Origin of the sequence: Motilibacter aurantiacus (assembly GCF_011250645.1) — a bacterium.
In the GTDB taxonomy this organism is placed as follows: domain Bacteria; phylum Actinomycetota; class Actinomycetes; order Motilibacterales; family Motilibacteraceae; genus Motilibacter_A; species Motilibacter_A aurantiacus.
On sequence record NZ_JAANNO010000004.1, the window covers coordinates 265,673 to 292,534 of the forward strand.

Genomic DNA, 26,862 nt, shown 5'->3' on the forward strand with positions numbered 1-26,862 from the left:
CCGGCGATGCGGATCCAGTTGGTGTTGCCGTTCGCGCTCTCGCCGACGAACGGCACCAGCGCGACCATCACCCCGGTGCCGATCAGCGCGGGGTACGCCAGGGCCCGCCACACCCGCACCGGCAGCCGCGAGGCCACGAAGAGCACGGGCACGCCGACGGCGAAGAACATCGCCTGCTTGCGGAACTCGGTGAAGGAGGAGTTGGTCCGCAGGTAGGAGTCGACGCTCGAGGCCGACAGCACCATGACCAGGCCGAGCAGCATGAGCAGCCCGCCGCTGGCCAGCACGATGACGTACGACGCGGACGGCCGCGCGAGCATGGCGCGCACCGACGCCACGACGCTACGCCCGTCGTCGAGCCCGGGCGTGCCTCCGCGGCCCGCGCGCCCCACCGCTTCGCCCCGGGCAGTCACGGGGCCAGTCTCCGTGCCGGAGCGCGTTCCGGCCGGGACCTCGCCCGCGTGTCGCGCGAACGGCCGCTTCCGTGCTCCGCCCGGCCCGCCCTGGCGAGCCGCCGTCACGACCCCGAGACCCACTCCGCGTAGAACGTCCCGAGGCCGGCCGCGACGAACAGCCCGGCCACGATCCAGAACCGGATGACGATCGTGACCTCACCCCAGCCGGCCAGCTCGAAATGGTGCTGGAGCGGGGCCATCCGGAACAGCCGCCTGCCTCCGCTGAGCTTGAACCAGCCGACCTGCAGCACCACCGAGAGCGTGATGAGGACGAAGAGCCCGCCGAGCAGCACCAGGAGCAGCTCGGTGCGGGTCAGCACCGCGAGCCCGGCCAGGGCGCCGCCGAGCGCGAGCGAGCCGGTGTCCCCCATGAAGATGCGTGCCGGCGAGGCGTTCCACCAGAGGAAGCCGAAGCAGGCGCCCATGAGGGCGGCGGCGACGACCGCGAGGTCGAGCGGGTCGCGCACCTCGTAGCAGCCGGTCCCGGCGTCGGGTGCCGCGCAGTTGTTGCCGAACTGCCAGACCCCGATGAGGACGTACGAGGCGAACGTCATCACGCTGGCGCCCGTCGCCAGCCCGTCCAGGCCGTCGGTCAGGTTCACGCCGTTCGACGCGGCGGCGACCATCAGGTAGATCCACACGACCGTCAGCACCGCGCCGAGCCCGAGGCCGGTGTCACGGATGAAAGAGATCTCGGTGGACGCCGGATGCACCCCATCCACATCAGGGAAACGCAGTGCCAGGATGCCGAACGCGAGCGCGGTGGCCGTCTGTCCCGCGAGCTTGGTGCGGGCACGCAGTCCGAGGCTGCGCTGCTTGAAGATCTTGATGTAGTCGTCGAGGAAGCCGACGAACCCCAGTCCCGTCATCAAACCGAGGACCAGCAGCCCCGAGACGGTCGGCTCGCCCCCGCCCGGCGGGTCGGACAGGCCCGCGACCACGTGCGCCGCGGCGTACCCGGCGAGCACGGCCGCGATGATGACGACGCCGCCCATGGACGGCGTGCCGCGCTTGGCCTCGTGGTCCGGGTAGCCCTCGCCCACGTCGCGGATGGCCTGCGCGTAGCCCTGCTTGCGCAGGATGCGGATGAGCCAGGGGGTGCCGAACAGCGCGACCACCAGGGACACGGCGCCGGCGACGAGAATGCTGATCACGAACTGCTGCCTTCCTCGGGCGCCGCCGGCGGCACGTCGGAGAGCAGCGCCGCCGCGACGCGCTCCAGGCCGACCGCGCGCGACGCCTTGACCAACACGATGTCACCCGGGCGCAGCTGCGCCCGCAGCAGGGCCAGCGCCTCGGCTGGGTCCTCCACGAACTCCGCCTCGTTCGACCACGAGCCCTCCTGCTGCGCCCCGAGGAACAGCACGCGCGCAGGCGCCCCCGGCCCCACGGCCACGGTCTTGGAGACGTCGAGCCGCACGGCCAGCCGGCCGATGGCGTCGTGCTCGGCGACGGAGGCGTCGCCCAGCTCGCGCATCTCCCCCAGCACGGCCCACGTGCGCCGCGCCTGCCCCGACGCGCGCCCCATCGAGGCGAGCGCCTTGAGCGCGGCCCGCATCGACTCGGGGTTGGCGTTGTAGGCGTCGTTGACGACCGTCACGCCGTCGGCCCGCTCGACGACCTCCATGCGCCAGCGGCTGCGCGGGATGGCCCTCGACAGCGCGTCGGCGACCTCCTCAACGGCCAGCCCGGCCTCGAGCCCCACGGCCGCAGCCGCGAGCGCGTTGGACACGTGGTGCTCGCCGACGAGGCGGAGCGCGACTCCGGCCTCGCCCTGCGCCGCCACCAGGCGGAAGGACGCGCGGCCGTGGGCGTCGAGGCGGACGTCGACCCCCCGGACGTCCCCCGGGCCCTCGGCGAAGACCACGACGCGCGCCGAGGTGCGCCCGGCCATGGCCGAGACCAGCTGGTCGTCGCCGTTGAGCACCGCGACGCCGTCCTCGGGCGGCAGCGACTCCACCAGCTCGCCCTTCGCGCTCGCCACGGCCTCGCGCGACCCGAACTCGCCCAGGTGCGCGCTGCCCACGTTGAGCACGACCCCGATGCGGGGACGGGCGATGGCGCACAGCTCGGCGATGTGGCCGACCCTGCGGGCGCCCATCTCCAGCACCGCCCAGCGGGTGGTGGCGTCCGCGGTGAGCGCGGTGAGCGGGAGGCCGAGCTCGTTGTTGTACGACCCGGGCGGCGCGATCGTCGGGCCGCTGCGCTCCAGCACGGCGGCCAGCAGGTCCTTGGTGGAGGTCTTGCCCGACGAGCCGGTCACGCCGACGACGTCGAGCTGCGGCAGGGCGGCGAGGTGGGCGCGGGCGAGGCGGCCCAACCCGGCGGTCGCCCCGTCGGGGACGACGACGGCCGGAACGCCGACAGGACGGTCGGCGAGGACCGCAGCGGCGCCGGAGGCGACGGCCGACGCGGCGTGGTCGTGCCCGTCGGTGTGCTCGCCGGCCACGGCCACGAAGAGCGAGCCGGGAGCGGCCTGGCGCGAGTCGAGGACGACCGGGCCGGGGACCGGAAGGCCACGGCCGTCGTCCGGGGCGTCGACCACGGCGCCGCCGACGGCCAGCGCGATGTCGGCGAGGGTGCGGATGCTCATGCGCCTGTCTCCGTCCCGAGCTCGGCGAGGGCCGCCGTCAGCTCTTCCCGGTCGTCGAAGGGCGTCACCGTGCCCCCGGCGCTCTGCCCGCGCTCGTGCCCCTTGCCCAGCACGACGACGGCGTCCCCCGCAGCGGCCATGCCGACCGCCGCGCGGATGGCGCGGCGCCGGTCCCCGAGCTCGAGGACCACTGCCCGCCGGGCCAGCGGGACACCCCGTGCCCCGTCCAGGACCGCGGCCCGGATGTCGCCCGGCCGCTCCGAGCGGGGGTTGTCGTCGGTCACGACCAGCACGTCCGCGCGGCGCGCCGCGGCCTCCCCCATGAGGGGGCGCTTCTCCCGGTCGCGGTCCCCGCCCGCGCCGAGCACGACCAGCACCCGCCCGGTGACGGCCGGCCGGACCGCCGCGAGGGCGGCCGCGACCGCGTCGGGCTTGTGCGCGTAGTCGACGACGCCGACGATCCCGGTCCCGCCGTCGGGCACCCGCTCCATCCGGCCGGGCACCCGGACGTCGGCGAGCGCCGGCGCCGCGGCCTCGGGCTCCACCCCGGCGGCCGCGAGCACCGCCAGGGCGAGCAGGCCGTTCGCGACGTTGTACGCCCCGGGCAGGCCGACGGCGAGGCCGGCCTGGACGTCGGGCCCGACCGCCCGCAGCCGGCTGCCCTCGGGGCCGACCTCGACGTCGGCGGCCCGCCAGTCCGCGTCAGCGCCGCCGGTCGCGACCGTCGACACCGGGAGCCCCGCCTGCGCTGCGAGCTCCGCGAGGCGTACGCCGTGCTCGCCGTCGATGTTCACGACGGCGGCCCGCGCCCGCCGGGGCGTGAAGAGCGAGGCCTTGGCCTGGAAGTAGGACTCGAGGTCGGGGTGGAAGTCGAGGTGGTCGCGGCCGAGGTTGGTGAACGCCGCTACGTCGAACACGGTGCCGTCGACCCGGCCGAGCGACAGCGCGTGGCTCGAGACCTCCATCGCGACCGCCGTGACGCCGCGCTCGCGCATGACGGCGAAGAGCGCCTGCAGGTCCGGCGCCTCCGGCGTCGTGAGCGTGCTGGCCAGCGCCTCGTCGCCGATCCGCGTCTCGACGGTGCCGATGAGGCCCGTGACGTGCCCGGCCGCCCGCAGCCCCGCCTCGAGGAGGTACGCCGTGGTGGTCTTGCCGCTCGTCCCGGTCACCCCGAGCAGGAGCAGTCCCTCGGCCGGCTCCCCGTAGACCAGGGCGGCGGCCTCCCCGAGGACCGGCCGCGGGGCGTCCACCGCGAGGACCGGCACGCCGAGCCCCTCGAGACGGGCAGCGCCCTCGGCGTCGCTGAGCACGGCGACCGCGCCCGCCGCCACCGCGGCCTGCGCGAACTCGGCGCCGTGGTGCGCCGTGCCGGGCAGCGCGGCGTACAGGTCGCCGGGGCGGACGTCCCCCGAGCGCAGCGTCACCCCGCTGACCTCGACGTCGCCCTCGCCCTCGGGCAGCTGCGCGCCGACGCGGGCGGCGACCTCGGCGATGGGGCGGGCGGGGAGTCCGGTGGGCCGGGGGAAGGGGGCGCTGGTCGCGTCGGGCACGGGTTTGGAGGCTACCGGCCGACGTTGCCGAGGTTGAGCTTCGGCGACCGCGCGCCGGTCGGGGGCACGCCCAGCGTCTGCAGGGCGAACGACGCGACCTCCTTGAACACCGGCGCGCCGAGCACGCCGCCGAAGTGGCTGATGCGCTTCGGGTAGTGCAGCGTCACCGCCACGACCAGGCGCGGCTTGTCCGCGGGCACGACGCCGACGAACGAGGCCTGGAACTTGCCGGCGCAGTAGCCCCCGCAGCCGGCGATCTGGGCGGTGCCCGTCTTGCCGGCGACCCGGTAGCCGGGGATGGCGGCGTGGATGCCGGTGCCGCCCTCCAGGACGACCGCCTCCATCATCTTCATGACCTCCGAGGCCGTCCCCGCGCTCACCACCCGCGTGCCCTTGCCGCTGGTCTGCGGAGTCTGGGTGCCGTCGGGCCCGACCGTCGCCTTGACCACCGAGGGGGCGACGCGGACGCCGCCGTTGGCCAGCGTCTGGTAGACGCTCGCCTGCTGCAGCAGCGTGCCGGCCAGGCCCTGGCCGAACGCGACGGTGTGCCGGGTCGAGCCCGACCAGTCCTCGACGGGCGGGAAGAGGCCGTTCTCCTCCCCGGGCAGGCCGGTGCCGGGCTTGGAGCCCATGCCGAACTTGCGCAGGTAGGAGTCGAGCGTCCTGGCCGACATCCGCTCCGCGATCTGGATGGTGCCGACGTTGCTCGACTTGGCGAGGACCCCGGTGACGGTCGGCTGCCAGGTCGGGTGCGGCTCGTCGTCGTGGAACACCTCGCCGGCGCGGCCGATGTGGTCGGGGACGGTGAGCCGGGTCATCGGCTCGACCTTCCCCTCCTCGATCGCCGCCGCCACGGTCATCACCTTCGCGGTCGAGCCGGGCTCGTAGTTCGCGCTGACCGGGTAGTTGCCGAGCGCCGCGGCCGGGGCCTTGTAATAGGTGTTCGGGTTGAAGGTCGGCGCCGTCGCCATCGCGTAGACCTCGCCGGTCTTCGCGTCCATCACGACGACGCTGCCCCAGTCGGCCCTGGCCTCCTTGACCTTCGCGGCGATCGCCGACTGCGCCACCCACTGGATGTCGCGGTCGATGGTCGTGACCACGTCCCGCCCGTCCACCGGCTCCACGATGGCCGCCGCGCCGGTCGGCAGCTGCGTGCCCTTGGCCGCCTCGTACTCGGCCTTGCCGTCGGTGCCGGCGAGGACCGAGTCCATGGAGAGCTCGAGCCCGGCGCGGCCGGTGTCGCCGTCGCGCTCGACGAAGCCGACCACGTTCGCCGCGACCGAGTCCGCGGGGTACGTCCGGCGCGAGGTCTTGATGAACTCGATCCCGGCGCGCTCGGTCGGGTCGAGCTCGCGGATCGTCGCCCGCAGCTGCGGCGTGACGCGCTGCTTGAGGCGCAGGTACTTGCTCTTCTTGGCCTTGCGCTCCTCGATGTCGGCCTGCATCTTCGCCGGCTCGAGGCCGAGCAGCGGCGCCACGGCCTTCGCCGTCACCGCCGGCTCCTCGACGTTCTGCGGGTTGGCCACGACGTCGTACGCCTCGACGCTGGTCGCGAGGGCGACACCGTGCCGGTCGAGGATCTCCCCGCGTACGGCCGGGAGGACCCGCGGGTTGGTCATCCGCTTGTCCACGGCCTCGGCCGCGTACTGCGACGCCTCGACGCCCTGCAGCTGGAACAGGCGCCCGGCGAACAGCGACAAGATGAAGCCCAGCACGAGCAGGGACGCTCTGAGCCGGCGACGCCCGTCGCCGAGCGTCAGCGTGCGCGGCGCCGGCGGGCGGCGGGGCGGCGCGGGGCGGCGAGCCGGCTCGGGGCGGCGGGGCCGGCTCTCAACGTCCGCGTACGCCGCGCCGGCCGGGCGGGGGCGCGCGGGGCGCGGGCGGGGGTCGCCGTAGCCGGTGGCGGGCCGCGGCCGACGGCCGCTGTCCGGGCGCCCGGCGCGCGCCGGCCCCGTCGGAGCCGGGCTCACTGGGCCGCCCCGGCCGCGGCGGACGTCGTCGGCGCCGGCTTCGGCGTGGCGTCGGCGGTGCACTCCTGGCCGAGCGTCTTGCGCTCGGTGATCGAGAGGAAGGCGGGGCAGCTCGAGACCAGGCCGAGCTTGTCGGCCTCCTTGGCCAGCCGCTCCGGCGAGGCGAGCCGGGCCAGCTGCTGGGTCAGCTCCTGCTCCTGGTCCGCGAGCAGCGAGGACTGCCGCTCGAGATCGGCCCGGACGAAGGCACCCTGCGCGAGCACCGTGTTGAGCAGCAGCATCGTCCCCAGCCCGCCGGCCAGCAGGGCGAGGACGAGCAGCACGAAGGGCGCGCGCGGCGAGCGGGAGGCGCTGCCCCGCTCCGGGCGGGTGCGCCGCGCGGACGACGACGGGGCAGGCCGGCCGATCCGCGCGGCGGGGCCGCCGCGGGTCGCGCCGCCGCCCGGCGCGCTCTCGCGCCCGGGCGAAGCCGGGCGCGCCGGCCCGCGCCGGGGCGCGACGACCTGACCGCGCCCCGGAACCGTCGTCGTGCTCATGCAGCCTCCCGGACTCTCTCCGCGGCACGCAGCCGCACCGAGGCCGCGCGCGGGTTCGCGGCGACCTCCTGCTCGCTCGCTTGCTCCGACCCTCGGGTGAGCAGCCGCAGCTGCGGCTCCATCCCGGCCGGCACCACCGGCAGCCCCGGCGGCAGGTCCGTCGTCGACGCCGCCGTCAGCACGCGCTTGACGATGCGGTCCTCGAGCGACTGGTAGGACATGACGACGATCCGGCCGCCCACCGCCAGCGCCCCGACCGCCGCCGGGACCGCGCGCTCGAGCACGGCGAGCTCGCCGTTGACCTCGATGCGCAGGGCCTGGAAGGCCCGCTTGGCCGGATGGCCGCCGGTCCGCCGGGTGGCGGCCGGCACGGCCTCGCGCACCAGCTCCGCGAGCCGCGCGCTGGACGTCAGCGGCGCCCGCTGCCGCTCGCGGACCAGCGCGTCGGCGATGCGCCGTGCGAAGCGCTCCTCGCCGTACTCGCGGAGGACCCGGGCCAGCTCGGGCGCGGAGTAGGTGTTGACCACCTCGCCGGCGGTGATGCCGCGGGTCGGGTCCATGCGCATGTCCAGCGGCGCGTCCTGGGCGTAGGAGAACCCGCGGCGCGCCTCGTCCAGCTGCAGCGAGCTGACGCCGAGGTCGAAGAGGACGCCCTGGACCCGGCCGATGCCCAGCCTCGACAGCACCTCGGGCAGCTCGTCGTAGACCGCGTGGACGAGCGTCGTGCGGTCGGAGTACGCCGTCAGCCGCCGGCCGGACCGCTCGAGCGCCTCCGGGTCGCGGTCGAGGCCGACGAGCCGGAGCGTGCGGTGGGCCTGCAGGAGCGCCTCGCTGTGCCCGCCCATGCCGAGCGTGGCGTCGACGACCACGGGAGGCTCGGGGCGGTCGGCGAGCGCCGGGGCGAGCAGCTCGAGGCAGCGCTCGAGCAGGACGGGGACGTGGGCCGGCTGCTCGGCCGCAGCGCCGCGCGCGCTGTCCTCCACTCCGCTCCACCCCCTCGCTCCGCTGCGCTCCACCCCGGTCGCTCCACCGCGCTCCACCTGCGGCTCGCCCGTCGCCCCGACCTCCCACGAGCCCGTACACCCCGGTCCCCAACCGCCCGTCCCGCCCTCGCGCCCTGGCACCGGGGAAGTGATGCCAGGAAGGCGAGGAGAAGGGCGGGTGGAGACCGCAGCGCACGGGCCCGCTCACAGCAGGCCGGGCAGCACCTCCTCGGCGAGCCGCTCGAACGACTCGGCCTCCTGCTCCTGGAACTGCTGCCAGCGGGCGCTGTCCCAGATCTCGACCCGCTTGTTCATGCCGACCACGACGACGTCGCGGTCGAGGCCCGCGTGCTGGCGCAGCACCGGGGGGACGGTGACGCGTCCCTGCTTGTCCGGGACGTCGTCGACCGCGTCGGAGAGGAAGAGCCGCTGCAGCACCCGGGACTCGCGGTCGGTGAAGGGGCGCGCCGCCATCGCGTCGGCGACGCGGCGGAACTGCTCCACCGGCCACACCGTGACGCAGCCCTCCTGGCCCTTGGTCATCACCAGGCCCTCCGCGAGGCCATCGCGGAACTTGGCCGGGAGGAAGAGCCGGCCCTTCTCGTCGAGGCGCGGGGTGTGCGTGCCGAGGAAGAGCGGCTCCACGCCTCCCCCTCCCCGACCGGAGCGGCCGAGGAAGCGGATCCGCTCCCCTGTCGCCCTCTCATCGCTCCCCGTGCCTCCATGATGCTCCACCCTACTCCACATAGCTCCCCCAAAGCCACCTCCCTCCCCTGCGCTCCCCGGCGCGTCGGGCGGTCCGCGGGCGGTCCGCGGGCGGTCCGCGGGTGGTCTGCGGGTGGTCTGCGGGCGGCTGGTTGTGGTGCGGAAGCACCCCGGCGCAGCCCTCCGGACGTACGCTGGGAACCGCTGCCGGCAGGCGCGGGAGAAGGCTGTGCCTCTCGTCCGTTGCACCGGCGGTGCGGGGGCGACCGACGCCCGCCGGCGCGAGGCCCGGGCGGAAGGCACGCTTCCGGCCGGGGAAGCTGGAGGCGGGCCCTGCCCTCCCCCTGTGACGAGGCTTCGATGGCCGAGGAGGGCTTGTTCGTGACCGCTGTTGCTCCGCTGGGCCGTGGGCCTGCCGGCCCGGGCGAGGCCCCGATGACGCTCTCGGACGTGGCCACGGTGGTCGGCCGCATCCGCGGCGCCGTGCAGGGCGTCATCGAGGGCAAGGGCGACGTGGTCAAGGTCGCGGTCGCGACCCTGCTGGCCCAGGGGCACCTGCTGATCGAGGACGTGCCCGGGGTGGGCAAGACGATGCTGGCCAAGGCGCTCGCCCGGTCCCTCGACTGCAGCGTCTCCCGCATCCAGTTCACGCCCGACCTGCTGCCGAGCGACATCACCGGTGTCTCGGTCTTCGACCAGGAGCGGCGCGAGTTCGAGTTCAAGCCGGGCGCGATCTTCGCCAACATCGTGGTCGGCGACGAGATCAACCGCGCCTCGCCCAAGACCCAGTCGGCCCTGCTCGAGTGCATGGAGGAGCAGCAGGTCACGGTCGACGGGCGCAGCTGGCCGCTCGAGACGCCGTTCATGGTGATCGCGACCCAGAACCCGGTCGAGATGGACGGCACCTACCCGTTGCCGGAGGCCCAGCGCGACCGCTTCATGGCCCAGGTGTCGATGGGCTACCCCGCCGCCGAGGCCGAGCTCGCGATGCTCGACAGCCACAGCGCGGCGTCCCCGCTGGAGGAGATCTCGGCCGTGGCCGACGCCTCGGAGGTGGCCGCGCTCACCGTCGCGGTGCGCTCGGTGCACGTCTCCCCCGAGGTCAAGCGTTACGTCGTCGACTTGGTGACCGCGACGCGCAACTCCCCCGAGCTCCGGCTCGGGGCGTCCCCCCGCGCATCGCTGCAGCTGGTCCGCATGGCCCGCGCCTGGGCCGCGCTCGACTTCCGCGACTTCGTGCTGCCCGACGACATCCAGGCGCTCGCGGTCCCGGTCCTGGCGCACCGGCTGCTGCCGACCGCCGAGGCGCAGATGGCGCGCCGGACCTCGGACCGCATCGTCTCCGAGCTCGTGGCCCGCGTGCCGCTGCCGGCGGGGCGGTAGGCCTGTGCCGGGGCGTCGCCCCTTCGCCCAGTTGCGTGGCGGCCTGGCCGGGCTGACCACGCGCGGGCGCAGCTTCCTGGCCGCGGGCATCGCGGCCAGCGTGCTGGCGTACGTCCTCGACCAGCACGACGTGCTGCGGGTCGGGGTGCTGCTCGCCGCTGTGCCGCTCGTGTCCGCGCTCGTCGTGACGCGCAGCCAGTACCGCATCGCGTGCACCCGCCGGCTGGACCCGCCACGGGTCGGCGCCGGCGAGCAGGCGATCGTGCACCTCCGGCTCGACAACGTCTCCCGGCTGCCCACCGGCCTGCTGCTGGCCGAGGACCGCGTCCCGTACGTCCTGGGCTCGCGCCCGCGCTTCGTCCTCGACCGCGTGGAGCCGCAGGGCTCGCGGGCCGTCAGCTACCCGGTCCGCTCGGACGTGCGCGGCCGCTTCACCCTCGGGCCGCTCGGCGTGCGCCTCACCGACCCCTTCGGCATGTGCGAGCTGCACCGCTCCTTCACCGCGACCGACACCCTCGTCGTCACCCCCGCGATCACCCCGCTGCCCGGCGGGGTCCTCGGGGGCGCGCTGGCCGGCACCGGCACCAGCCGGTCCCGCTCGGTCGCAGCGGCCGGCGAGGACGACGTCTCCACGCGCGAGTACCGCCACGGCGACGCGCTGCACCGGGTGCACTGGCGCTCCACCGCCCGGCGCGGTGAGCTCATGGTGCGCCGGGAGGAGCAGCCCTGGCAGAGCCGGGCCACGATCCTGCTCGACACCAGGGTCAACGCTCACCGCGGCGAGGGGCCGGCGTCCTCCTTCGAGCAGGCCGTCGCCATCGCGGCCAGCGTCGGCGCGCACCTCACCGACCGGCGCTACCTCGTCCGCCTCGTGCTCGCCGACGGCTCGATGCCCGCCGGCCCGGGCAGCGAGGCCTGGCACCCGGCCGACACCCGCGTGGCGCTGCTCGACGCGCTCGCTGTCGTGGGGCCGTCGGGCGCGAGCGCCCTGCGGGCTGCGGGCCCGTCCCTGCGGCGGGGCGGGGAGAGCCTGCTGGTCGCCGTGCTCGGCGCCCTCGACCCGCAGGAGGCCCAGGCGTTCGCCGGGCACGCCGGGCCGGGGCGTACCGCCGTCGCTCTGCTCCTGGACTCCGCGACCTGGGCACCGACCCCCGCTGCCCGGCAGGCGGAGGCGGCCCGCACCGCGTCCGCCGCGGCACTGCTGCGCGCGGCCGGATGGCGCGTAGCCGTCGTCGGCGCGGGCGAGCCCATCGACACCGTCTGGAGCGGGCTGGCCGGGGCCGCGCCCGGCCGCGGCCCCTCCGGCAGCACCACGGACGCGGCGACGCCGGGCGCCGCCGCCGCGCACGCAGCACGACCGAAGGGAATGGCATGACGAACCGGCTCCGGCTGGTCATCGCGGAGGCAGTGGCCGTCCTGCTGGCGGCCAGCTCCCTCTGGCCGGTGTTCGAGGACAGGCGCTGGCTGCTCCCGGTCGTCGTCGCGGTCGTCGTCCCGATCGCGGCGTGCGAGCTGCTCCGGCGGGTCGGTCTGCCGCGGGTGCTCGTCCCGCTCGGCGGCCTCGCGGCCCTGCTCCTGCTGCTCGTCGTCACCCGCGCCCGCGATGTCGCGCCGTTCGGCATCGTGCCCAGCCCGGCCGCCATGGACCGGCTGCAGGCTCTGGTCGACGAGGGGTTCAGCGCGATCCAGGCCTTCGCGACGCCGGTCCCGACCCTCGGGCCGCTCGTGCTGCTCGCGGTCGGCGGGCTCGGCCTGCTCGCCGTTCTCGTCGACACGCTGGTCGTGACGTTGCGCAAGCCGGCTCTGGCCGGGCTGCCGCTGCTCGCGCTGTACGGCGTGCCCGCGGCCGTCGTGCCCGAGGGCGTGCCGTGGCTCGCCTTCGCGCTCGGCGCTGCCGGCTACCTCGCGGTGCTGCTGGCCGAGTCCCGCGAGCGCGTCGGGCGCTGGGGGCGCACCCTCGGCGCCGGCCGGCGGAGGCCCGGCACGGTGGAGTCCAGCCCGCTGTCGGCCCTGGGCCGCCGGGTCGGCGCCAGCGCGGTGGGCATCGCGGTGCTCGTGCCGGCCGTGGTGCCCGCGCTCGACCTCGGGCTGCTCGGGGAGGGCGCGGGCGCCGACGGGTCGGGCGACGGGGGCGGCAGCGGGTCCGGCAACGGCGACCCGCTGCTCAGCCTGCGCAACGACCTCAACCAGAAGACCACGTTCGACGTGCTGAGCTACACCGTCCGGCGCACCCCGGACACCAGCCCCGAGGCCCCGCTCAACCCGCCCTACCTGCGCACGCTCGTCTACGAGAAGTTCGACGGCAACCGCTGGGAGGCGGCGCCGACGGACGCCGGCACCCCGGTCCTCGACGGCTCGGACCTGACGACGCAGCCGACGGTGAGCGGCCAGGACCGCGAGCTCGACGTGGACGTCGAACGGCTCAACTCGCGCTACCTCCCGCTGCCCTACCAGGCCGGCCGGGTCAACGGGCTGGACGGGGACTGGACGTTCTTCCCGCGCGTCCGGGAGGTCGTGTCGCAGGAGCCCCGGGGCGCCGACGACCAGACCTACTCACTGGTGTGGACCGAGCCGAACGCCTCCGCCGCCGACCTGCTCGACGCCGGCGTGCCGCTGCCCGAGCAGCTGCCGAACGGGGACGCCCTCGTCTCCCAGCGCGGCTCCGACGACGTCGTCAACCAGCGCGGCTCCCGGGTCATCAACCAGGCGGTCACCGAGGCGCTGCAGGAGGCGGGGGTCGGCCGGGACGAGGACACCCCGCCGTACGAGCAGGCGTTCGCCCTGCAGCTCTGGCTCCGGCAGGAGGGCGGGTTCACGTACGCGGAGGACGCGCCCCAGCCCCCGAACGGGACCGAGCTCATCGAGCAGTTCCTGACCGAGCGGCGCGGCTTCTGCACGCACTTCGCGACGGCGATGGTGGTCATGGCGCGTGCCCTCGGGATCCCGGCGCGGCTGGCGGTCGGCTACCTGCCCGGCCAGGAGCGCGAGGCCGACGGCGACTACTACCGCTACACGGTGACCAACCGCCAGGCGCACGCCTGGCCCGAGCTCTACTTCCAGGACTACGGCTGGCTCCGCTTCGAGCCGACGCCGAGCCAGGAGGGCACCGCGCCGCCGGGATACTCGTCGGCCACCTCGCTCGAGGCCCTGCGCGGAGCCGCGACCCCCTCGCCCGCCGCCTCGACGAGCACCACGGCCGAGCCGTCGGCCGCTCCGTCCGAGCGGGCCGGCGGGCGCGACGAGAACTCCGACACGAACGCCGACGAGGCGGCCGCCGGGACGTCGGGCAGCGGGCCGGACGTGCCGTGGGCGCCCGTCGTGCTGACCCCGCTGGTGGTGGGGCTGCTGCTCGTGCCCGCCCTGTTGCGGCGCTCGCTGCGCGGGCGCCGGCTGCGGCCGGGGCAGCCCTGGCGAGCACGGGTGCAGGGTGCGTGGGACGAGCTGCGCGACGCGGCCCTCGACCTGGGAATGCGCGGGAGCGGGCCGCAGACCCCGCGGCAGTTCGCCGAGCGGCTGGCCGGGACGTACCCGCTCGACCCGGCCGGCAGCGCGGCGCTCGCGCGGTTGGTGCAGGCGTACGAGCGGGCGCGGTACGCCCGTGACGACGCAAGTGCCGGAACCGCCGAGGCCGCCGACGCGGTCGCGGCCGACGAGGCTGCCGTCCGAGCACAGCTGCGCGCCGCCTCGTCGCGGACGGCGCGGGCCCGCGCGCTGCTGGTCCCGCGGTCCACCCTCCTCACGCTGGTGGACGGCGGACGGGACCGCAGGAGCGCGCTCGGCGAGCGCTTCGAAGGGCTGCTGCGCGGCGTCCGGGTGCGGTTGAGGCCGCGGCGCGGCTGAAGGCTCGCGGGCCTCTCCGGGCTCTCGGGCTCTCGGGCCTCGCAGGGGCGCGCACGGTGGGTCAGGCCCGCCGCGCGCCGCCCGGCGTCGTCGCGGCCCGGCTTGCCGGGCCGCGCGGACGGTGCGGCTACGGCACACGGGCCTGGTACGGGGGGCTGGTCCGCTGACAGCGCGGCCGGTTGGGGACGAGACCGTGAGTCGGGACGGGACCGCCGGCAGGGACGGCACCGCCGGTCGGCGCGACCACGAGGCGAGGTGCCCCGGCTCTCGCAGGTGCGCTGCCGCGGAACCCTGCTGCCTGCGGTCACGGCTCGCGCCGCGGGCGGCCTGGCCCTCGCGGTGGCGGGCACGAGAAGGACCGCGGCGCCCGTCACCGACGGGCGCCGCGGGAGAGCGTTGCAGGCGGGTGTAGGAGCGGGCTAGCGCCCGTCGTCCTCGCGACGACGGTTCCACCGCTCCTCGACGCGGTCCATGAAGCGCCGGCCGCCCTGCTGACGGCGGGCCGGCCGGGGACCGGAGCGGCCCGGGGCGTTGGCCGCGTCAGGTGAGGGGAGCTGGCGCCAACTGTGCACCGCCAGCAGCGCGGACGCGATCATGACAACCGCGCCGAACACGCCGAGTGGGATGAGCGGAGTGATGACGCCGGCCAGGAGGAGCCCGATGCCAACGAGGAAGCCGGCCCCTGCCTTCACCACCCGACGGCGGTGCAGCACTCGCAGGTCACTGCCACGCAGGGAAGAAGCGAACTTCGGATCCTCGGCGTAGAGCGCCCGCTCCATCTGCTCGAGCAGTCTTTGCTCGTGCTCGGAGAGCGGCACGGTGTCCTCCTCCACGGACGTTCCTCCGCCAGAGGCGGTGAGTACCAAGGATAGGTGGGCTTACGGCCTTGGGAAACCGCATCTCCCACATCAACCCGTTCCCGGGCTACCCAGAGCGGCAGATCACCGAACGTGACTGGCACATCATCATATCCGGACATCACATCCCGCGGTCGTGATGCATAGAGGAAGACGCCTGGCGTAGCCCTGTCGTTCCGCAGAACGAGGAGTCGTACGCCTCATTCGCGGTCCGCGTGGCCGGCCGGCGCCCGGGTAGGGCATGACTCCGTTCGGCGGGGCCCGGCCGCCGAGCCGCCGACGTCCGGGGCGCCTACGTCTTAGCCGCCGACGTCCGCGTCGGCTAGGCCCCGCCGACGTCCGGGGCGCCTATGTCTTCGCCGCTCCTCAGCCGCCGACGTTCGGGGGCATCGACGAGCGGACCGTCTACGCCCCAGCCGCCGACGTCCGGGCTGCCCCCGGCCCGGCACGCCCCACCTGCTGCCCGCTTCGGGGCTCGCTTCGGGACTCGCTTCGGGACTCGCTCCGGGGCTCGCTCCGGGGCTCGCTCCGGGGCTCCGGCTTGTGGGCAGCCGCCGCGCCGCCCACGAGCGAGGCCGGGCGTACCGCGTCCGACCCGAAGCGCAGCGCAGCCCGGTCCGCCGCCTGCTCGGCGTCGCGCCATCCAGCGGGCCGTTCGTCGAGCGCCAGCTGACGCGGGGCGCTCTCGGAGTCGACGAGCCCCTCGACGCGCACGCCGACCAGGCGGATCCGAGCCCGCTGCAGGCCCAGCGCCTCGTAGAGGCCCCGGGCCGTCGTGTAGATCACCTGGGCGACGTCGGTCGTCTCCCGCAAGGTCTTCGAGCGGGTGATCGTCGTGAAGTCGGCGAACCGGACCTTGAGGACGACGGTCCGGCCGGCGTGGCCCGCCGCCCGCAACCGGGACGCCGTACGGGTGGAGAGCCGCAGCAGCTCACGGTGGATCACGACGGGGTCGTCGACGTCCCGGGCGAACGTCTCCTCCGCGCCGGTGCTCCGCTCGGGCTCGGCGGCGACGACCCGGCGGTCGTCGAGGCCCCAGGCGAGGGCGTGCAGGTGCGGCCCGGCGGTCGGCCCGAGCGCGCGGCGCAGCGTCTCGACCGGGACCGCCGCGAGGTCGCCGACCGTGTGCAGCCCCAGCCGGGTGAGGGCTTCCTCGGTCTTCTCCCCCACTCCCCACAACGCCCCGACCGGCAGCGGGTGCAGGAACGCGACGACCTGGTCGCGCGGGACGACGAGCAGCCCGTCCGGCTTGCACGAGGTCGACGCGAGCTTCGCCACGAACTTCGTCGAGGCGATCCCGACCGAGCAGGTGATGCCTTGCTCGTCCGCGACACGGTCGCGCAGCAACTGGGCGATCACCGCTGGGGAGCCAAGCCTGCGCACGGCTCCGGAGACATCGAGGAACGCCTCGTCGAGCGACAGCGGCTCGACCACGGGCGTGATCGAGCGGAAGAGCTCCATCACCCCGGCCGAGACCCGCGTGTAGTCCTCGAAACGGGGCGACAGGAACGTCGCCTGCGGGCAGAGCCGGCGCGCCCGGGAGCTCGGCATGGCCGAGCGGACCCCGTAGGCGCGCGCCTCGTAGGTCGCCGACAGCACCACCCCGCGCGTGCCGTTGCCTCCCACGACGACCGGCGTCCCGCGCAGGTCCGGCCGGTCGAGCAGGGCGACCGAGGCGTAGAACGCGTCCATGTCGACGTGCAGGATCGTGCACCCGTCGTCGGACGCCGGTGCTCCTCCCGGCCCCAGGCCCGTGATCCGCTCCCCGCGTGGCCCCCGGCTCACCGGGCACCGCCGGGCGGGAGGGACTCGCGGGCGAGGTCAGCTGCGGGTGGCGAGCAGGTGGAGCTGGGTCGCGACGGCGCGGAACGCCGGGTGCTCGGCTGCGGCGGACTCCAGGGCGAGCAGGGCGTCCAGCGCTCCGGGCTCGCCGTCGACGAGCGCGCCCGGCACGAGGTCGGCGAAGACCCGGATGCCGTGAACGGCCTCGACGACCAGCCCGGCCTCGGTGAGCAACTGCTCGATCTCGGCGTCGCTGAAGCGGCGCGGCATCGGGTCGCGGTCACCCCACCGGCCGGCCGGGTCGCCCAGCGCCCGGCGGGCCTCGGCGAAGTGGCCGGTGACCGCCCGGGAGAGCACGGCGGCGTGCCGGTTGGCCACGAGCAGGCTGAGCGTGCCCCCGGGGCGCAGGCACCCGGCGACGGCCGCCACCGCGGAGGCGGCGTCGTCGACGTGCTCGAGCACACCGTGGCAGAGCACGAGGTCGACGCTGGCCGGCGCCACGACCTCGAGCAGGCCGGCGGCGTCGCCCTGGACCGCGGACACCCGGTCGGCCACACCGGCCTCGGCCACCCGCCGCTCGAGCGAGGCGAGCGCGTCGGGGCTTGGGTCGACGACGGTGACGTTGTGGCCGCGCTCGGCCAGCGGGACGGCGAACCCACCCGTGCCGCCTCCGGCGTCGAGCACGTCGAGCGGGCGGCGCGCGGCAGCGCCGTCCGCACCGGCAGAGCCATCCACACCGGCGGCGCCTTCGGCCCGCTCGAGCACCGAGCGCAGGACGTCCCACACCACGCCGGTGCGGACACGGCTGCGGTCGGCACGGACGCGCGTGGGGAAGTCGGCCACAGCAGGGACCCTAACCGCCGGCCCTGACGCGGGTGCGGCGTCATCGGCCCGAGCTCCCAGGACTGGAGTGCCAGAGCTTGCGCGGAGCCGACTTGGCGTCGCCTCCAGCCGGCGCGATGTCGGCGTAAGGCGACTGGCGGAACCCGCTCGGATGCACCAGGACGCGCGTCGTCAGCCGGTCCGGCCCGGCAGCAGCAGGCTCGCCGTCGACCGCAGCCGCAGGGACGGCCGCCGGCGCACCCCCCGGCACCACGCTCCCCGGATGCCCGGCTCCCAGCGGGCTCCGCCCGCGCATCCCCCCGGCCCCGGAGCCGGCGTCGCTCTCGCGCGGCTCGTAGATGCCCACGCTGGAGCCGACGGGCGGGCGGACCAGGACCGGCCGGCTCGACCGGCTCGCGGCCGCGCCCGCGACGGCCCGCTCCAGCGCCGCCTGCCCGACCGCCGCCGGGTCGGCGCTCATCAGCTCCTCCACCGCGGCCATCCCCTCGGCCTCCCACGCCGCGTAGAGCCGGGGCAGCTCCCAGCAGCCGGTCGCCCGCAGTGAGATGCCGCGTGGCCCGGTGCGCCGGGTGACGCCCCGGATGACGAGCAGCCAGGAGTGGAACAGGGTCGACGCGTAGCCGATCTGGGCGTCCTCGAAGAAGGTCGCGTCCACCGGGCCGGTCGAGTCGTCGAGGGTCACGAAGACGACCCGCTTGCCCGAGCGGATCGGCGGGGTCTGGGTGGCGACCTTGACCCCGGCGACGAGCACCTCCGAGGCCGAGCGCCGCGACAGCAGCCCGGTCGACCGGGTGACCCCGAGCGCGTCGAGCATCGGGGTGTAGAAGTCGACCACGTGCCGGCTCACGTCCAGCCCGAGGACCTCGAGCTCGGCGCGGACGCGCTCGGCGCTCGTCATCTCCGGCAGCCCGCTGCCGCGTACGGCGTCCGGGGCGTCCCCGAGGTCGAGCGCGAGCTGCATGGGCTGCTCCACCACGGGGGCCGCCGCCTGGGACTGCCGGGCCGCACGCTCCCGCACGTCGAGGGCACGGCTCCCGGCGCCTGCGGCGGGACGCGTGGTGCCCGCGTCCTCGACCGGGCGGGCCGTCCGGGCGCGGCTGCGGCCGCCGGCCCCGCGGGCACCGGCCCGGGACCACCGGTCGAGCTCCAGGACCTGCAGCAGCAGGTCCCGCCGGGTGATGGCGCCGCGGCGGCGGACCGGCACGGGCGAGCCGATGCCGTAGATCGAGTCGAACGCGCCGGCCACGACGAGCCGCTCCACCACCGGACGGGAGACCCGCGCCCGGTGCCAGAAGTCGGCGAGCGAGCCGTAGGGGCGGCCGCCGACGATGCGGGCCGTCTCCGCCTCGGAGATTCCCTTGACGTCGGCCAGCCCGAGCCGGATGCCGTACGCCCGCCCGTCGGGCAGCCCTTCCTCCGGCCGCGCGCGAGGCGGGGACTCCAGGATCGTCGGCGGCGGCTCGTCGAGGACGCCGACCCGCTCGACGCGGTACTCCGCGTCGGAGGAGTTGACGTCGAGCGGGAGGACGGCGATGCCGAACTGGCGGGCGTCGTCGAGGATCAGCCGCTTGGGGTACATCCCCGGGTCGTGGGTCAGCACCCCGGCGAGGAACGCCGCCGGGTGGTGCGCCTTGAGCCACGCCGACTGGTAGGTCGGCAACGCGAAAGCGGCGGCGTGGGCCTTGCAGAAGCCGAAGGACGCGAACGCCTCGAGGACCTCCCACACCCGCTGCACGAGCTCGGGCTCGTAGCCGCGCTCGATCGCACGGGGGAAGAAGACCTGCTTGAACTCCTCCTTGCCGACGGCGTCGCCCAGCGCGCGCCGGGCCTCGTCGGCCTGCGCGAGGCTGCAGCCGGTGAACGTCGCGACGATCTCCAGGACCTGCTCGTGGAAGACGACGACCCCGCTCGTCCCCTCCAGCACCGGGCGCAGGTCGTCGTGCAGGTAGACCGCCTCGCTCCACCCCTGCCGGGCCTGCAGGAACGGGGTGACCATGTCGCTCTTGACCGGCCCGGGGCGGAACAGCGAGATGTCGATGATGAGGTCGGCGAAGGTCTCGGGGGCGAACTTGCCGACCAGCTCACGCTGACCCGGGGACTCGATCTGGAAGCAGCCCAGGGTGCGCGAGGACTGGATGAGGCGGAACGTCGCCGGGTCGTCGAGCGGCACCTGGGCCTGGTCGTCGACGTCCACCTGGACGCCGTCCACCCGTGCGACCTCACCCATCGCGTGGGACATCGCGGACTGCATGCGGATACCGAGGACGTCGAGCTTGAGCAGGCCGAGGTCCTCGACGTCGTCCTTGTCGAACTGGCTCATCGGGAAGCCCAGCCAGCTGGCCTCGACGGGCGTGCGGTCGAGCAGCGTCGCGTCCGACAGCAGCACCCCGCACGGATGGAGCGCGACGTGCCGGGGCAGCCCGTCGAGCCGCTCGACCAGGCCGAGCAGGAGGTCCAGCCGGGAGGCGTCGATCCCGCTGGCCCGCAGCTCCGGCAGCTCGCGCAGCGCGACGCGGGCGTCGCGGGCCCGGATGTGCGGGAACGCCTTGGCCAAGGTGTCGATCTCGGTCGGCGGAAGCCCGAGCGCTCCCCCGACGTCGCGGATCGCGTGGCGTACGCGATAGGTGTCCATCATCGACACGCACGCCACCCGCTCGCCCCCGAAGCGCTCCAGGACGCGCTCGTAGACCTCGGTGCGCCGGGCGGACTCGACGTCGAGGTCGATGTCCGGCAGCTGGGCGCGCAGCGGGGAGAGGAAGCGCTCCATGAGCAGCCCGTGGCGCATGGGGTCGACCCCGGAGACGCCCAGCAGGTAGTTGACCAGGCTTCCGGCACCCGACCCGCGCGCGGCGCAGCGGACGCCCATGTCGCGGACGAGGTCCACGACGTCGGCGACGGTGAGGAAGTACGAGGCGAAGCCGAGCCCGGCGATGACCCCGAGCTCGGCGGAGAGCCGGTCCAGCACCTCCTTCGTCGGGGCCACCCCACGCAGCCCGATCCCCGCCTCGCACCGGGCGCGCAGGACCGAGTCGGCCGTCCGCCCCCCGCTCACCGCCGCGGGGTCGAGGACGTCCAGCTCGGGCAGGTGGGCCCGGCCGAGCCCGAGGTCCTCGACCGGGTCGAGGGCGCACCGGTCGGCGACACCACGCGTCGTCGCGAGCAGCCGGGAGAGCGCCTGCTCGCCCAGCCCGGCGAGCCGCACGACCTCCTCGGCGACGAGCACCATCTCCTTGCCGCTCTTGAGGCACCCCTCGGCGTTGGTCCGGTCGACGGCCCGCTCGCTGAGCGGCACCAGACGGCGAGCCGCGTCGAGCACGTCGGCGACGGGTGCGTCCGACCGGTCGGCGAAGCGCACGGCGTTGGCGAGGACGGCCCCGACGCCCTCCTCGGTGGCGAGCCCCAGCATCCGGGCGGCGGCCGTGCTGTCGCCGCGCCCGCGGTGCGAGAGGACCTCGACGTAGAGGCTGCCCGCGGGGAGCAGGGCCCGCCAGCGGCGCAGCAGCGCCCGGGCGCGGTCCTCCCGACGGGCGGCCAGGGCGCGGCCGACGTCCGAGGCCGGCCCGACCATCACGAGCAGGCCGCCATCTGCGGCGTGCTCGGCGATCAGGTCGAGCGTGGTCACCGGCCGCCCGCGCTCCCCGCGCAGGTGGGTCGCGGACACCAGCCGGCACAGCGATGCCCAGCCCCGGGCCCCCTCGGCGAGCAGCACGACGCGGGGATGGCGCGGGTCCACCTCGGCACCGCCGCGGGCCGGGGTACGCCGGCCCGCCGGTGTCATCCCCGTCATCCCCGTCATCCCCGTCATCCCCGGTGTCATTTCCGGTGTCACGCCTGGCGGCATCCCCGCCTCGGCACGGAGCTCGGCGGACGCGGCGAGCGCAGGCACGGCACCCTTCCGGACCCGCAGCCCCTCGAGCTCGCGCTGTAGCGCGACGGTGCTCGGCGGGACGGCCGGGTCGACCGCGAGGTCGACGCCGAGGACCGGCCGGAGCCCCGCTTTCATGCAGGACTTCACGAACCGGATCGCGCCGTAGACGCCGTCCCGGTCGGTCAGGGCGAGAGCGTCCATCCCGTGCTCCGCCGCCCGCTCGACGAGGACGCGCGGGTGGGACGCGCCATGACGCAACGAGTAGCCGGACGCGACGTGCAGGTGGACGAAGGGGTCTCCGGTCATCGCACGATGCCCGGAACGCGGTCGAGAAGCATGAGGAAGCCTTGCCAGAGCGGAGAAGCCGGAGCCGTCCGAAGACGGCTTCAGGAAATGAGCTGCACCCGACCGGAGAGCCGGCCGACAGGAGCCGCCCGGTCAGGCGAGCAGGCCGAGGGCTGACTCGACGACGGAGAGGAAGGTCTGGGAGTCGCGCAGCAGGTCGTCGGCGTCGCGCTCGGACACGGCCCGGCGCAGCCCGGCCTCCGCCGCGGCCCGCTTGGACGCCCCGGCCGCGAAGAACGACGCCCACTCCTGCATCTCCGGAGCCACCCGGGCGAGCAGGTCCCACGCGGTACGGACGCGCCGGCGCCCGTCCGGCCGGGCGCGGACGGCGAGGATCGCCGCAGCGGCGTGGAGCGCAGCCCGGTGCGACGCGGCGTAGCGATCGGCCGGCACGGTGGCTGCCGCGGCATTCGCGAGGTCACGCCGTGCGGCGTCGAGCAGGTCGAGCGTGTTCCCCGGCACCGGCGCGGGGTACGGCGCCCGGCGCGTCGAGGTCAATGTCCCCGTCGTCATGTCTCCTCCTCCTGCCTTGCTGCTGTCCGGACCTCCGTCGGGCCTGCTGTCGGTCCCGTCCTGACCGGTCAGGGCTCAGTCCAGGGCCGTCGTGAGCCGCCAACCGCCCACGGCCCAGTCGAACGCCAGGTCGAAGACGCCGCTGCCCGCGGCACGGCCCGCGCTCGCCTCGACGCGCCACATCTCCCGCTCGCCCGCCTCCTGCAGCGCAAGGGTGGACGAGCCCGCGGCTTCTGCCGGGTGCCCGGAGACAGGCCCGCCGGCACCGGTGGGCACGGGCGGCTCGTCGGTGCCGTGGACGAGATGGGCGGACGGCGCCCTCCACCACGCCCCGGTCTCCACCCAGTGGGCCAGGACGTCGCGGACGACGTAGAGCTTGCCGCGCCAGAGGAACTGCTCAGGGGCGTCGTCGCGGCGACGGACGTCCACCGGGTCGTCGTACCGTCTCATCGGTCTTCTCCTTCACTGCGCACGCCGAGGCGAGCGAGTGCCGGGGGAAGGCGACACGCGCAGGACCGGCACGGCGGCCTCGGACGGCTCGGACGGGCGGAGGCGCTTCCCCACGCTCCGGCCGTCGAGCCGCCCGCTGCCGCCTCACCGGCACGGGGGGTCGAGGTCCCGTGCCGGCGAGCCGGACCATTCGAACGTCTGTTCGAACACCTGGAAGGCTAGCCCCTGGGCCCGACAGCCCGCAACGTCGGCCCCACTCCCCGTTCGAGGGACCGGGCGAGCCCCGAGGCACCCGCCGGCGTGGCACCCATGCGCGGCATTCAGGGGCACGGCACCAGGCGCCGCCCCGGCGGCTTGCTACCCCCAGGCAACGAAGCTCCTACCCGATAAGTAACTCGTTGTTGGCTAGGACCAACACCGGTTAGCCTGCCGAAGGCAGCAGGAACCGGCACGAGGGGGAACCCAATGACGGAGCTGGCCATCGAGACCGCCGGCCTGGTCAAGACCTTCGGCGACACCCGGGCGGTCGACGGCGTGGACCTGCAGGTGCGCCGGGGCCGCATCCACGGGTTCCTCGGCCCCAACGGCGCGGGCAAGACCACGACGATCCGGATGCTGGCCACCCTGTTGCGGCCCGACGAGGGCAGTGCCCGCGTCTTCGGCCACGACGTCGTCCACGAGGCCGACGAGGTACGCAGCCGGATCAGCCTGACCGGGCAGTTCGCCTCCCTGGACGAGGACCTCACCGGCACGGAGAACCTCGTGCTGCTGTCCCGCCTGCTCGGCTACTCACGTCCCGCTGCCCGCGCCCGCGCCGAGGAACTGCTCACGGCCTTCGGCCTCACGGAGGCGGCGTCCCGGCAGGTGAAGAAGTACTCCGGCGGCATGCGCCGACGCATCGACATCGCCGCGAGCATCGTCGTGACACCTGAGCTCATCTTCCTGGACGAGCCGACGACGGGCTTGGACCCACGCAGCCGGAATCAGGTATGGGACATCGTCCGTGCACTCGTCGCGGGTGGAACCACGGTCCTGCTCACGACGCAGTACCTCGACGAGGCGGACCAGCTCGCCGAGCAGATCTCGGTGATCGACAACGGCCGGGTGATCGCCGAGGGCACGCCCGGGGAGCTGAAGGCGTCGGTCGGCTCGGGCGCCCTGCTCGTGCGCGTCCAGCGCCCGGACCAGCGGCCCGCCGCCCGCCGACTGCTCGAGCGCGTGCTCACCACGGACGTACGCGAGGAGTCCGACCCGCACGCGCTGACCACGACGCTCGGGGACCCGGGGCCGGTGGCCCACGCGCTCACCGAGCTCGACCGGGCCGGCATCGGGCTCGCGCAGTTCTCCCTCGGGCAGCCGAGCCTGGACGAGGTGTTCCTCGCGCTGACCGGCCGTGCCGCGACCAGACCCGACGACAACGAGTCCCCCGACCTGGAGGAGAGCTCCCGGTGACCGCGACCGACGCCCGTCAGCAGGCTCCCGCCCCCGCCCGGCCCCTGCAGGAGATCTCCGGAGAGGCGCTCCAGTCGGTGCTCCTCGCCGGCACCCGCCCGCCCCGGCCCGGCCCGCTCTCGGTGTCGGCGACCTTCGGCTGGCGCGCGATGCTGCGCATCAAGCACGTGCCCGAGCAGCTGTTCGACGTGACGGCGTTCCCGGTCCTGATGACGCTGATGTTCACCTACCTCTTCGGTGGTGCGCTCGCCGGGTCGGTCGACCGGTACGTGCAGTTCTTCCTGCCCGGGATCCTCGTGCAGACGGTCGTGATGATCACGATGTACACCGGCGTCGCCCTCAACACCGACATCACCAAGGGCGTCTTCGACCGCATCAAGTCCCTGCCGATCTGGCGGCCCTCGGCGCTGGTGGGCGCGCTGCTCGGCGACGTCGTCCGCTTCAGCATCGCCTCGGTGATCGTGATCGCCCTGGGCCTCGCGCTCGGCTTCCGGCCCGACGGAGGCGTGCTCGGGGTCGTGGCCGCGGTGGCCCTGCTGCTGGTGTTCTCCTTCAGCCTGGGCTGGCTCTGGACGTTGCTCGGGCTGGTCCTGCGCACCCCGAACTCCGTCATGAACACGAGCATGATGGCGCTCTTCCCGCTGACCTTCGCGAGCAACATCTACGTCGACCCGGAGACGATGCCGGGCTGGCTGCAGGCCGTCGTGGACGTCAACCCGGTCGCCCACCTGGTGACGGCCATCCGCGGCCTGATGCAAGGGGCCGCCGACATGGGAGACATCGGCCTCGTGCTCGCCGAGTCCGCCGTGCTCGTGGCCGTCTTCGGCACCCTCACGATGCGGCGCTACAACAGGCGCAGCTGACGTACGAGGCCGCCATCGCTGCGGAAGGTGCGGACGCAACAGGAGCGGGTAGCCCCACTCGGTGAGCCGGCCCAGCCGGCAGCAGCGGCCGTTGCCGCCCGGCCGCCGCGCCGGGCAGCTCGCGGGGCTGCTGCTCCTGGTCGGAGCCGCGTAGTCGGTGGTCACCGTCAGCGTGTGGCGGGGCGAGTCGGACCTGCGCGGCCTCTCCGGGCTGGACCGGGCGACAGCCTCGGTGCAGGACGTCCGCGACCAGCGGCGCGGGGGGGGGGCGTGCCGCAGCCGGCTCCGCAGGGACAGACACCCGAGGCACGCGCACCGAGAGGCCCGCGCCGACGATCCCACCTACGATCGAGCCGACATGACCGAGCCCTACGTCACGCTGCACCTCTGGGGCGTCCCGTCCCGCCGCATCCCGGCAGCGGCGGCCCGCATGGCCCTCGACCGCCGGCCCGTCCACGGCGCCGCCGGGCTGCGGTTCGCCAAGCTGCTCGGCACCGGCTCCGGACGCACCTTCCGCACCCGGGACGCCGACCTCCGCCACTGGGGCCTGCTCGCGGTGTGGGACGACGAGGGCGCGGCCGCGGCGTTCGAGCGCGACGGCACGGTGCACCGCGGCTGGGAGCGACGGGCCGAGGAGCGGCTGAGGGTCGCGCTGCGCCCGCTCGCCAGCCGCGGCCTCTGGTCCGGCCGGCAGCCCTTCGGGGACCCGGCCCCCCGCCGGCACGACGGGCCCGTCGCAGCGCTGACCAGGGCGCGGATCCGGACGGCCCGCACCGTGACGTTCTGGCGCGCCGTGCCGCCGGTGTCGGCCGAGCTGCACCGCTCCCCCGGCGTCCGCCTGGCGGTCGGCGTCGGAGAGGCGCCTGTCGGCCTGCAGGGGACGTTCTCGCTGTGGGACTCGGCGCGCAGCCTGGTCGACTTCGCGCACCGCAGCCCGCAGCACGTGGAGGCCGTCCGGCGCACGGCCGAGACCGGGTGGTACTCCGAGGAGCTCTTCGCGCGGTTCGAGGTGCTCGGCGTCGAGGGGACGTACGGCGGGCGCCCGGTCTGACTCAGGCCAGCCGGAGGAAGCGCGCGATCACGTCCCGCATCACGGCGAGCTCGGCATCGGTGTCGAGCGACTCGTCGCCCGACAGCCGGATGTAGAGCAGGTCCGTCAACGACTGCAGCCACGACGCGGTGACCGCGGCGTCGTGGCCACTGTCGATCGCCCCGGCCTCCGAGCACCGTCGGATCAGGGTCGCCAATGCCTCCCGGGCCGCCGCGTCGGTCCGCTCGAGCAACGCGACGAGGTCGGGGTCCCGCGTCGACTGCTGAATGACGACGTTGACGAGGCCGAGGTACTCGCGCTGCCGGACGTCGGCGACCAGGCCGTCGACGACGTGCCACAAGCCGACGAGCGGGTCGCCGGCTGCCAGCGCCTCCCGGGCCCGCTCCGCCTTCTCCGCCTCGTCCAGCTCGAACAACGCGTGCAGCAGGCGACGCTTGCTGCCGAAGTAGTGGAACAACGTGCCGGAGCCGACACCCGCCTCGGCACAGATGTCGGCGGTCGTCGTGGCGTCGAACCCCTTGCGGGCGAAGCAGCGGCCGGCCGCGCCCAGGATGTGCATGCGCCGGGCCTCGTGCTTCTCGGGGTCAACGGTCCGCGCCACGCGCGCCATTGTCTCCTCCTGGCGCCGGGGCCCCGCCCGCGTACGCCGCCTCCCGCTCGGCGCGGCCGCGCTCCTTCGCCCGCCGGCGCCGGACCTCGCCGACCGCCGCCCCGACGGCGATCACGACCGGCATCCAGTACTTCACCGAGTCGAGGACCGCCGACACCCACCCGGGCAGCGCCAGGTCGGGCAGGTCCGGCAGGTCGGGCAGGTCCGGCAGGT

21 protein-coding genes and 1 pseudogene are annotated in these 26,862 nt (G+C 75.0%); 6 read left to right on the forward strand and 16 right to left on the reverse strand.

Annotated features, from left to right (window positions below):
- From G9H72_RS22950 to mraZ, 8 genes are all read right to left on the reverse strand, one after another.
- A partial coding sequence (locus tag G9H72_RS22950) for an FtsW/RodA/SpoVE family cell cycle protein (protein WP_166170390.1) occupies positions 1 to 413 on the reverse strand: 413 nt, incomplete at its 3' end.
- A 104-nt stretch (positions 414 to 517) separates the two neighbouring features.
- Positions 518 to 1,609 carry a phospho-N-acetylmuramoyl-pentapeptide-transferase gene (gene mraY / locus G9H72_RS09890; protein WP_166170392.1) on the reverse strand — a complete coding sequence of 364 codons (1,092 nt, stop codon included), beginning with the start codon at positions 1,607 to 1,609 and terminating at the stop codon, positions 518 to 520.
- Positions 1,606 to 3,048: a UDP-N-acetylmuramoyl-tripeptide--D-alanyl-D-alanine ligase gene (locus G9H72_RS09895; protein WP_166170394.1), complete on the reverse strand. Its 1,443-nt coding sequence runs from the start codon at positions 3,046 to 3,048 to the stop codon at positions 1,606 to 1,608. Before G9H72_RS09895 ends, mraY begins: the two co-directional genes overlap by 4 nt.
- Positions 3,045 to 4,598, reverse strand: a complete 1,554-nt coding sequence (locus tag G9H72_RS09900) for a UDP-N-acetylmuramoyl-L-alanyl-D-glutamate--2,6-diaminopimelate ligase (protein WP_166170396.1) — start codon at positions 4,596 to 4,598, stop codon at positions 3,045 to 3,047. The genes G9H72_RS09895 and G9H72_RS09900 overlap by 4 nt, the downstream gene beginning before the upstream one ends.
- Positions 4,599 to 4,609: 11 nt before the next feature.
- A complete protein-coding gene (locus tag G9H72_RS09905; RefSeq protein ID WP_166170398.1) occupies positions 4,610 to 6,313 on the reverse strand; it encodes a peptidoglycan D,D-transpeptidase FtsI family protein in 1,704 nt (567 codons plus the stop codon).
- A 251-nt stretch (positions 6,314 to 6,564) separates the two neighbouring features.
- Complete coding sequence (locus G9H72_RS09910) at positions 6,565 to 7,104, reverse strand: hypothetical protein (RefSeq protein ID WP_166170400.1); 540 nt, start codon at positions 7,102 to 7,104, stop codon at positions 6,565 to 6,567.
- Entirely contained in the window at positions 7,101 to 8,087 is a 987-nt protein-coding gene (gene rsmH / locus G9H72_RS09915; RefSeq protein WP_331272152.1) for a 16S rRNA (cytosine(1402)-N(4))-methyltransferase RsmH, read from the reverse strand. The genes G9H72_RS09910 and rsmH overlap by 4 nt, the downstream gene beginning before the upstream one ends.
- Positions 8,088 to 8,291: 204 nt before the next feature.
- Positions 8,292 to 8,732, reverse strand: coding sequence for a division/cell wall cluster transcriptional repressor MraZ (gene mraZ, locus G9H72_RS09920; RefSeq protein WP_331272153.1), 441 nt, complete (start codon positions 8,730 to 8,732; stop codon positions 8,292 to 8,294).
- Between the two features lie 495 nt (positions 8,733 to 9,227).
- Here mraZ and G9H72_RS09925 point away from each other — a divergent pair, with 495 nt between their 5' ends.
- The 3 genes from G9H72_RS09925 to G9H72_RS09935 are packed head-to-tail and all read left to right on the forward strand — an operon-like array spanning position 9,228 to position 14,015.
- Positions 9,228 to 10,175 carry an AAA family ATPase gene (locus G9H72_RS09925; RefSeq protein WP_166170599.1) on the forward strand — a complete coding sequence of 316 codons (948 nt, stop codon included), beginning with the start codon at positions 9,228 to 9,230 and terminating at the stop codon, positions 10,173 to 10,175.
- A 4-nt stretch (positions 10,176 to 10,179) separates the two neighbouring features.
- Positions 10,180 to 11,550, forward strand: coding sequence for a DUF58 domain-containing protein (locus tag G9H72_RS09930; RefSeq protein WP_331272156.1), 1,371 nt, complete (start codon positions 10,180 to 10,182; stop codon positions 11,548 to 11,550).
- Positions 11,547 to 14,015, forward strand: a complete 2,469-nt coding sequence (locus G9H72_RS09935; protein ID WP_166170406.1) for a DUF3488 and transglutaminase-like domain-containing protein — start codon at positions 11,547 to 11,549, stop codon at positions 14,013 to 14,015. The genes G9H72_RS09930 and G9H72_RS09935 overlap by 4 nt, the downstream gene beginning before the upstream one ends.
- 419 nt (positions 14,016 to 14,434) lie before the next feature.
- On the opposite strand, the gene G9H72_RS09940 is transcribed toward G9H72_RS09935, so the two are convergent.
- The 6 genes from G9H72_RS09940 to G9H72_RS09965 form a co-directional block, all read right to left on the reverse strand.
- Positions 14,435 to 14,833 (reverse strand): DUF3040 domain-containing protein, encoded by a 399-nt coding sequence (locus G9H72_RS09940; RefSeq protein WP_166170408.1) that lies wholly within the window; start codon positions 14,831 to 14,833, stop codon positions 14,435 to 14,437.
- Positions 14,834 to 15,277: 444 nt separating this feature from the next.
- Positions 15,278 to 16,564 carry a DNA polymerase IV gene (gene dinB, locus G9H72_RS09945; protein ID WP_166170603.1) on the reverse strand — a complete coding sequence of 429 codons (1,287 nt, stop codon included), beginning with the start codon at positions 16,562 to 16,564 and terminating at the stop codon, positions 15,278 to 15,280.
- Between the two features lie 129 nt (positions 16,565 to 16,693).
- Complete coding sequence (locus G9H72_RS09950) at positions 16,694 to 17,497, reverse strand: methyltransferase domain-containing protein (RefSeq protein WP_166170410.1); 804 nt, start codon at positions 17,495 to 17,497, stop codon at positions 16,694 to 16,696.
- A 40-nt stretch (positions 17,498 to 17,537) separates the two neighbouring features.
- Positions 17,538 to 21,671 carry a DNA polymerase III subunit alpha gene (locus tag G9H72_RS09955; protein ID WP_166170412.1) on the reverse strand — a complete coding sequence of 1,378 codons (4,134 nt, stop codon included), beginning with the start codon at positions 21,669 to 21,671 and terminating at the stop codon, positions 17,538 to 17,540.
- Between the two features lie 132 nt (positions 21,672 to 21,803).
- On the reverse strand, positions 21,804 to 22,223 hold the full coding sequence (locus tag G9H72_RS09960) for an SAV_6107 family HEPN domain-containing protein (protein ID WP_166170414.1): 420 nt from the start codon (positions 22,221 to 22,223) through the stop codon (positions 21,804 to 21,806).
- A gap of 75 nt (positions 22,224 to 22,298) precedes the next feature.
- Entirely contained in the window at positions 22,299 to 22,673 is a 375-nt protein-coding gene (locus G9H72_RS09965) for a DUF6504 family protein (protein ID WP_166170416.1), read from the reverse strand.
- 465 nt (positions 22,674 to 23,138) lie between these two features.
- On the opposite strand from G9H72_RS09965, the gene G9H72_RS20950 reads away from it, so the two are divergent.
- The 3 genes from G9H72_RS20950 (at position 23,139) to G9H72_RS09975 (ending at position 26,039) form a co-directional block, all read left to right on the forward strand.
- Entirely contained in the window at positions 23,139 to 24,125 is a 987-nt protein-coding gene (locus G9H72_RS20950; protein WP_196790985.1) for an ATP-binding cassette domain-containing protein, read from the forward strand.
- Positions 24,122 to 24,988, forward strand: coding sequence for an ABC transporter permease (locus G9H72_RS20955; protein WP_331272160.1), 867 nt, complete (start codon positions 24,122 to 24,124; stop codon positions 24,986 to 24,988). The genes G9H72_RS20950 and G9H72_RS20955 overlap by 4 nt, the downstream gene beginning before the upstream one ends.
- Before the next feature lie 358 nt (positions 24,989 to 25,346).
- Positions 25,347 to 26,039, forward strand: a complete 693-nt coding sequence (locus tag G9H72_RS09975) for a monooxygenase (RefSeq protein WP_166170420.1) — start codon at positions 25,347 to 25,349, stop codon at positions 26,037 to 26,039.
- 1 nt (position 26,040) lies between these two features.
- On the opposite strand, the gene G9H72_RS09980 is transcribed toward G9H72_RS09975, so the two are convergent.
- Positions 26,041 to 26,640, reverse strand: a complete 600-nt coding sequence (locus G9H72_RS09980; protein WP_196790986.1) for a TetR/AcrR family transcriptional regulator — start codon at positions 26,638 to 26,640, stop codon at positions 26,041 to 26,043.
- A pseudogene (locus G9H72_RS09985) lies at positions 26,624 to 26,862 on the reverse strand (hypothetical protein); the annotation flags it as partial. The gene G9H72_RS09980 and the pseudogene G9H72_RS09985, both read right to left, overlap by 17 nt.

Coding starts and splice junctions, on each gene's coding strand:
- G9H72_RS09925 (WP_166170599.1), top strand. CDS start 9,228: ATGACGCTCTCGGACGTGGCCACGGTGGTCGGCCGCATCCGCGGCGCC.
- G9H72_RS09960 (WP_166170414.1), bottom strand. CDS start 22,223: ATGACGACGGGGACATTGACCTCGACGCGCCGGGCGCCGTACCCCGCG.
- dinB (WP_166170603.1), bottom strand. CDS start 16,564: ATGGACGCGTTCTACGCCTCGGTCGCCCTGCTCGACCGGCCGGACCTG.
- G9H72_RS09935 (WP_166170406.1), top strand. CDS start 11,547: ATGACGAACCGGCTCCGGCTGGTCATCGCGGAGGCAGTGGCCGTCCTG.
- G9H72_RS09965 (WP_166170416.1), bottom strand. CDS start 22,673: ATGAGACGGTACGACGACCCGGTGGACGTCCGTCGCCGCGACGACGCC.
- G9H72_RS09910 (WP_166170400.1), bottom strand. CDS start 7,104: ATGAGCACGACGACGGTTCCGGGGCGCGGTCAGGTCGTCGCGCCCCGG.
- G9H72_RS20950 (WP_196790985.1), top strand. CDS start 23,139: ATGACGGAGCTGGCCATCGAGACCGCCGGCCTGGTCAAGACCTTCGGC.
- G9H72_RS09975 (WP_166170420.1), top strand. CDS start 25,347: ATGACCGAGCCCTACGTCACGCTGCACCTCTGGGGCGTCCCGTCCCGC.
- G9H72_RS09955 (WP_166170412.1), bottom strand. CDS start 21,671: ATGACCGGAGACCCCTTCGTCCACCTGCACGTCGCGTCCGGCTACTCG.
- G9H72_RS09895 (WP_166170394.1), bottom strand. CDS start 3,048: ATGAGCATCCGCACCCTCGCCGACATCGCGCTGGCCGTCGGCGGCGCC.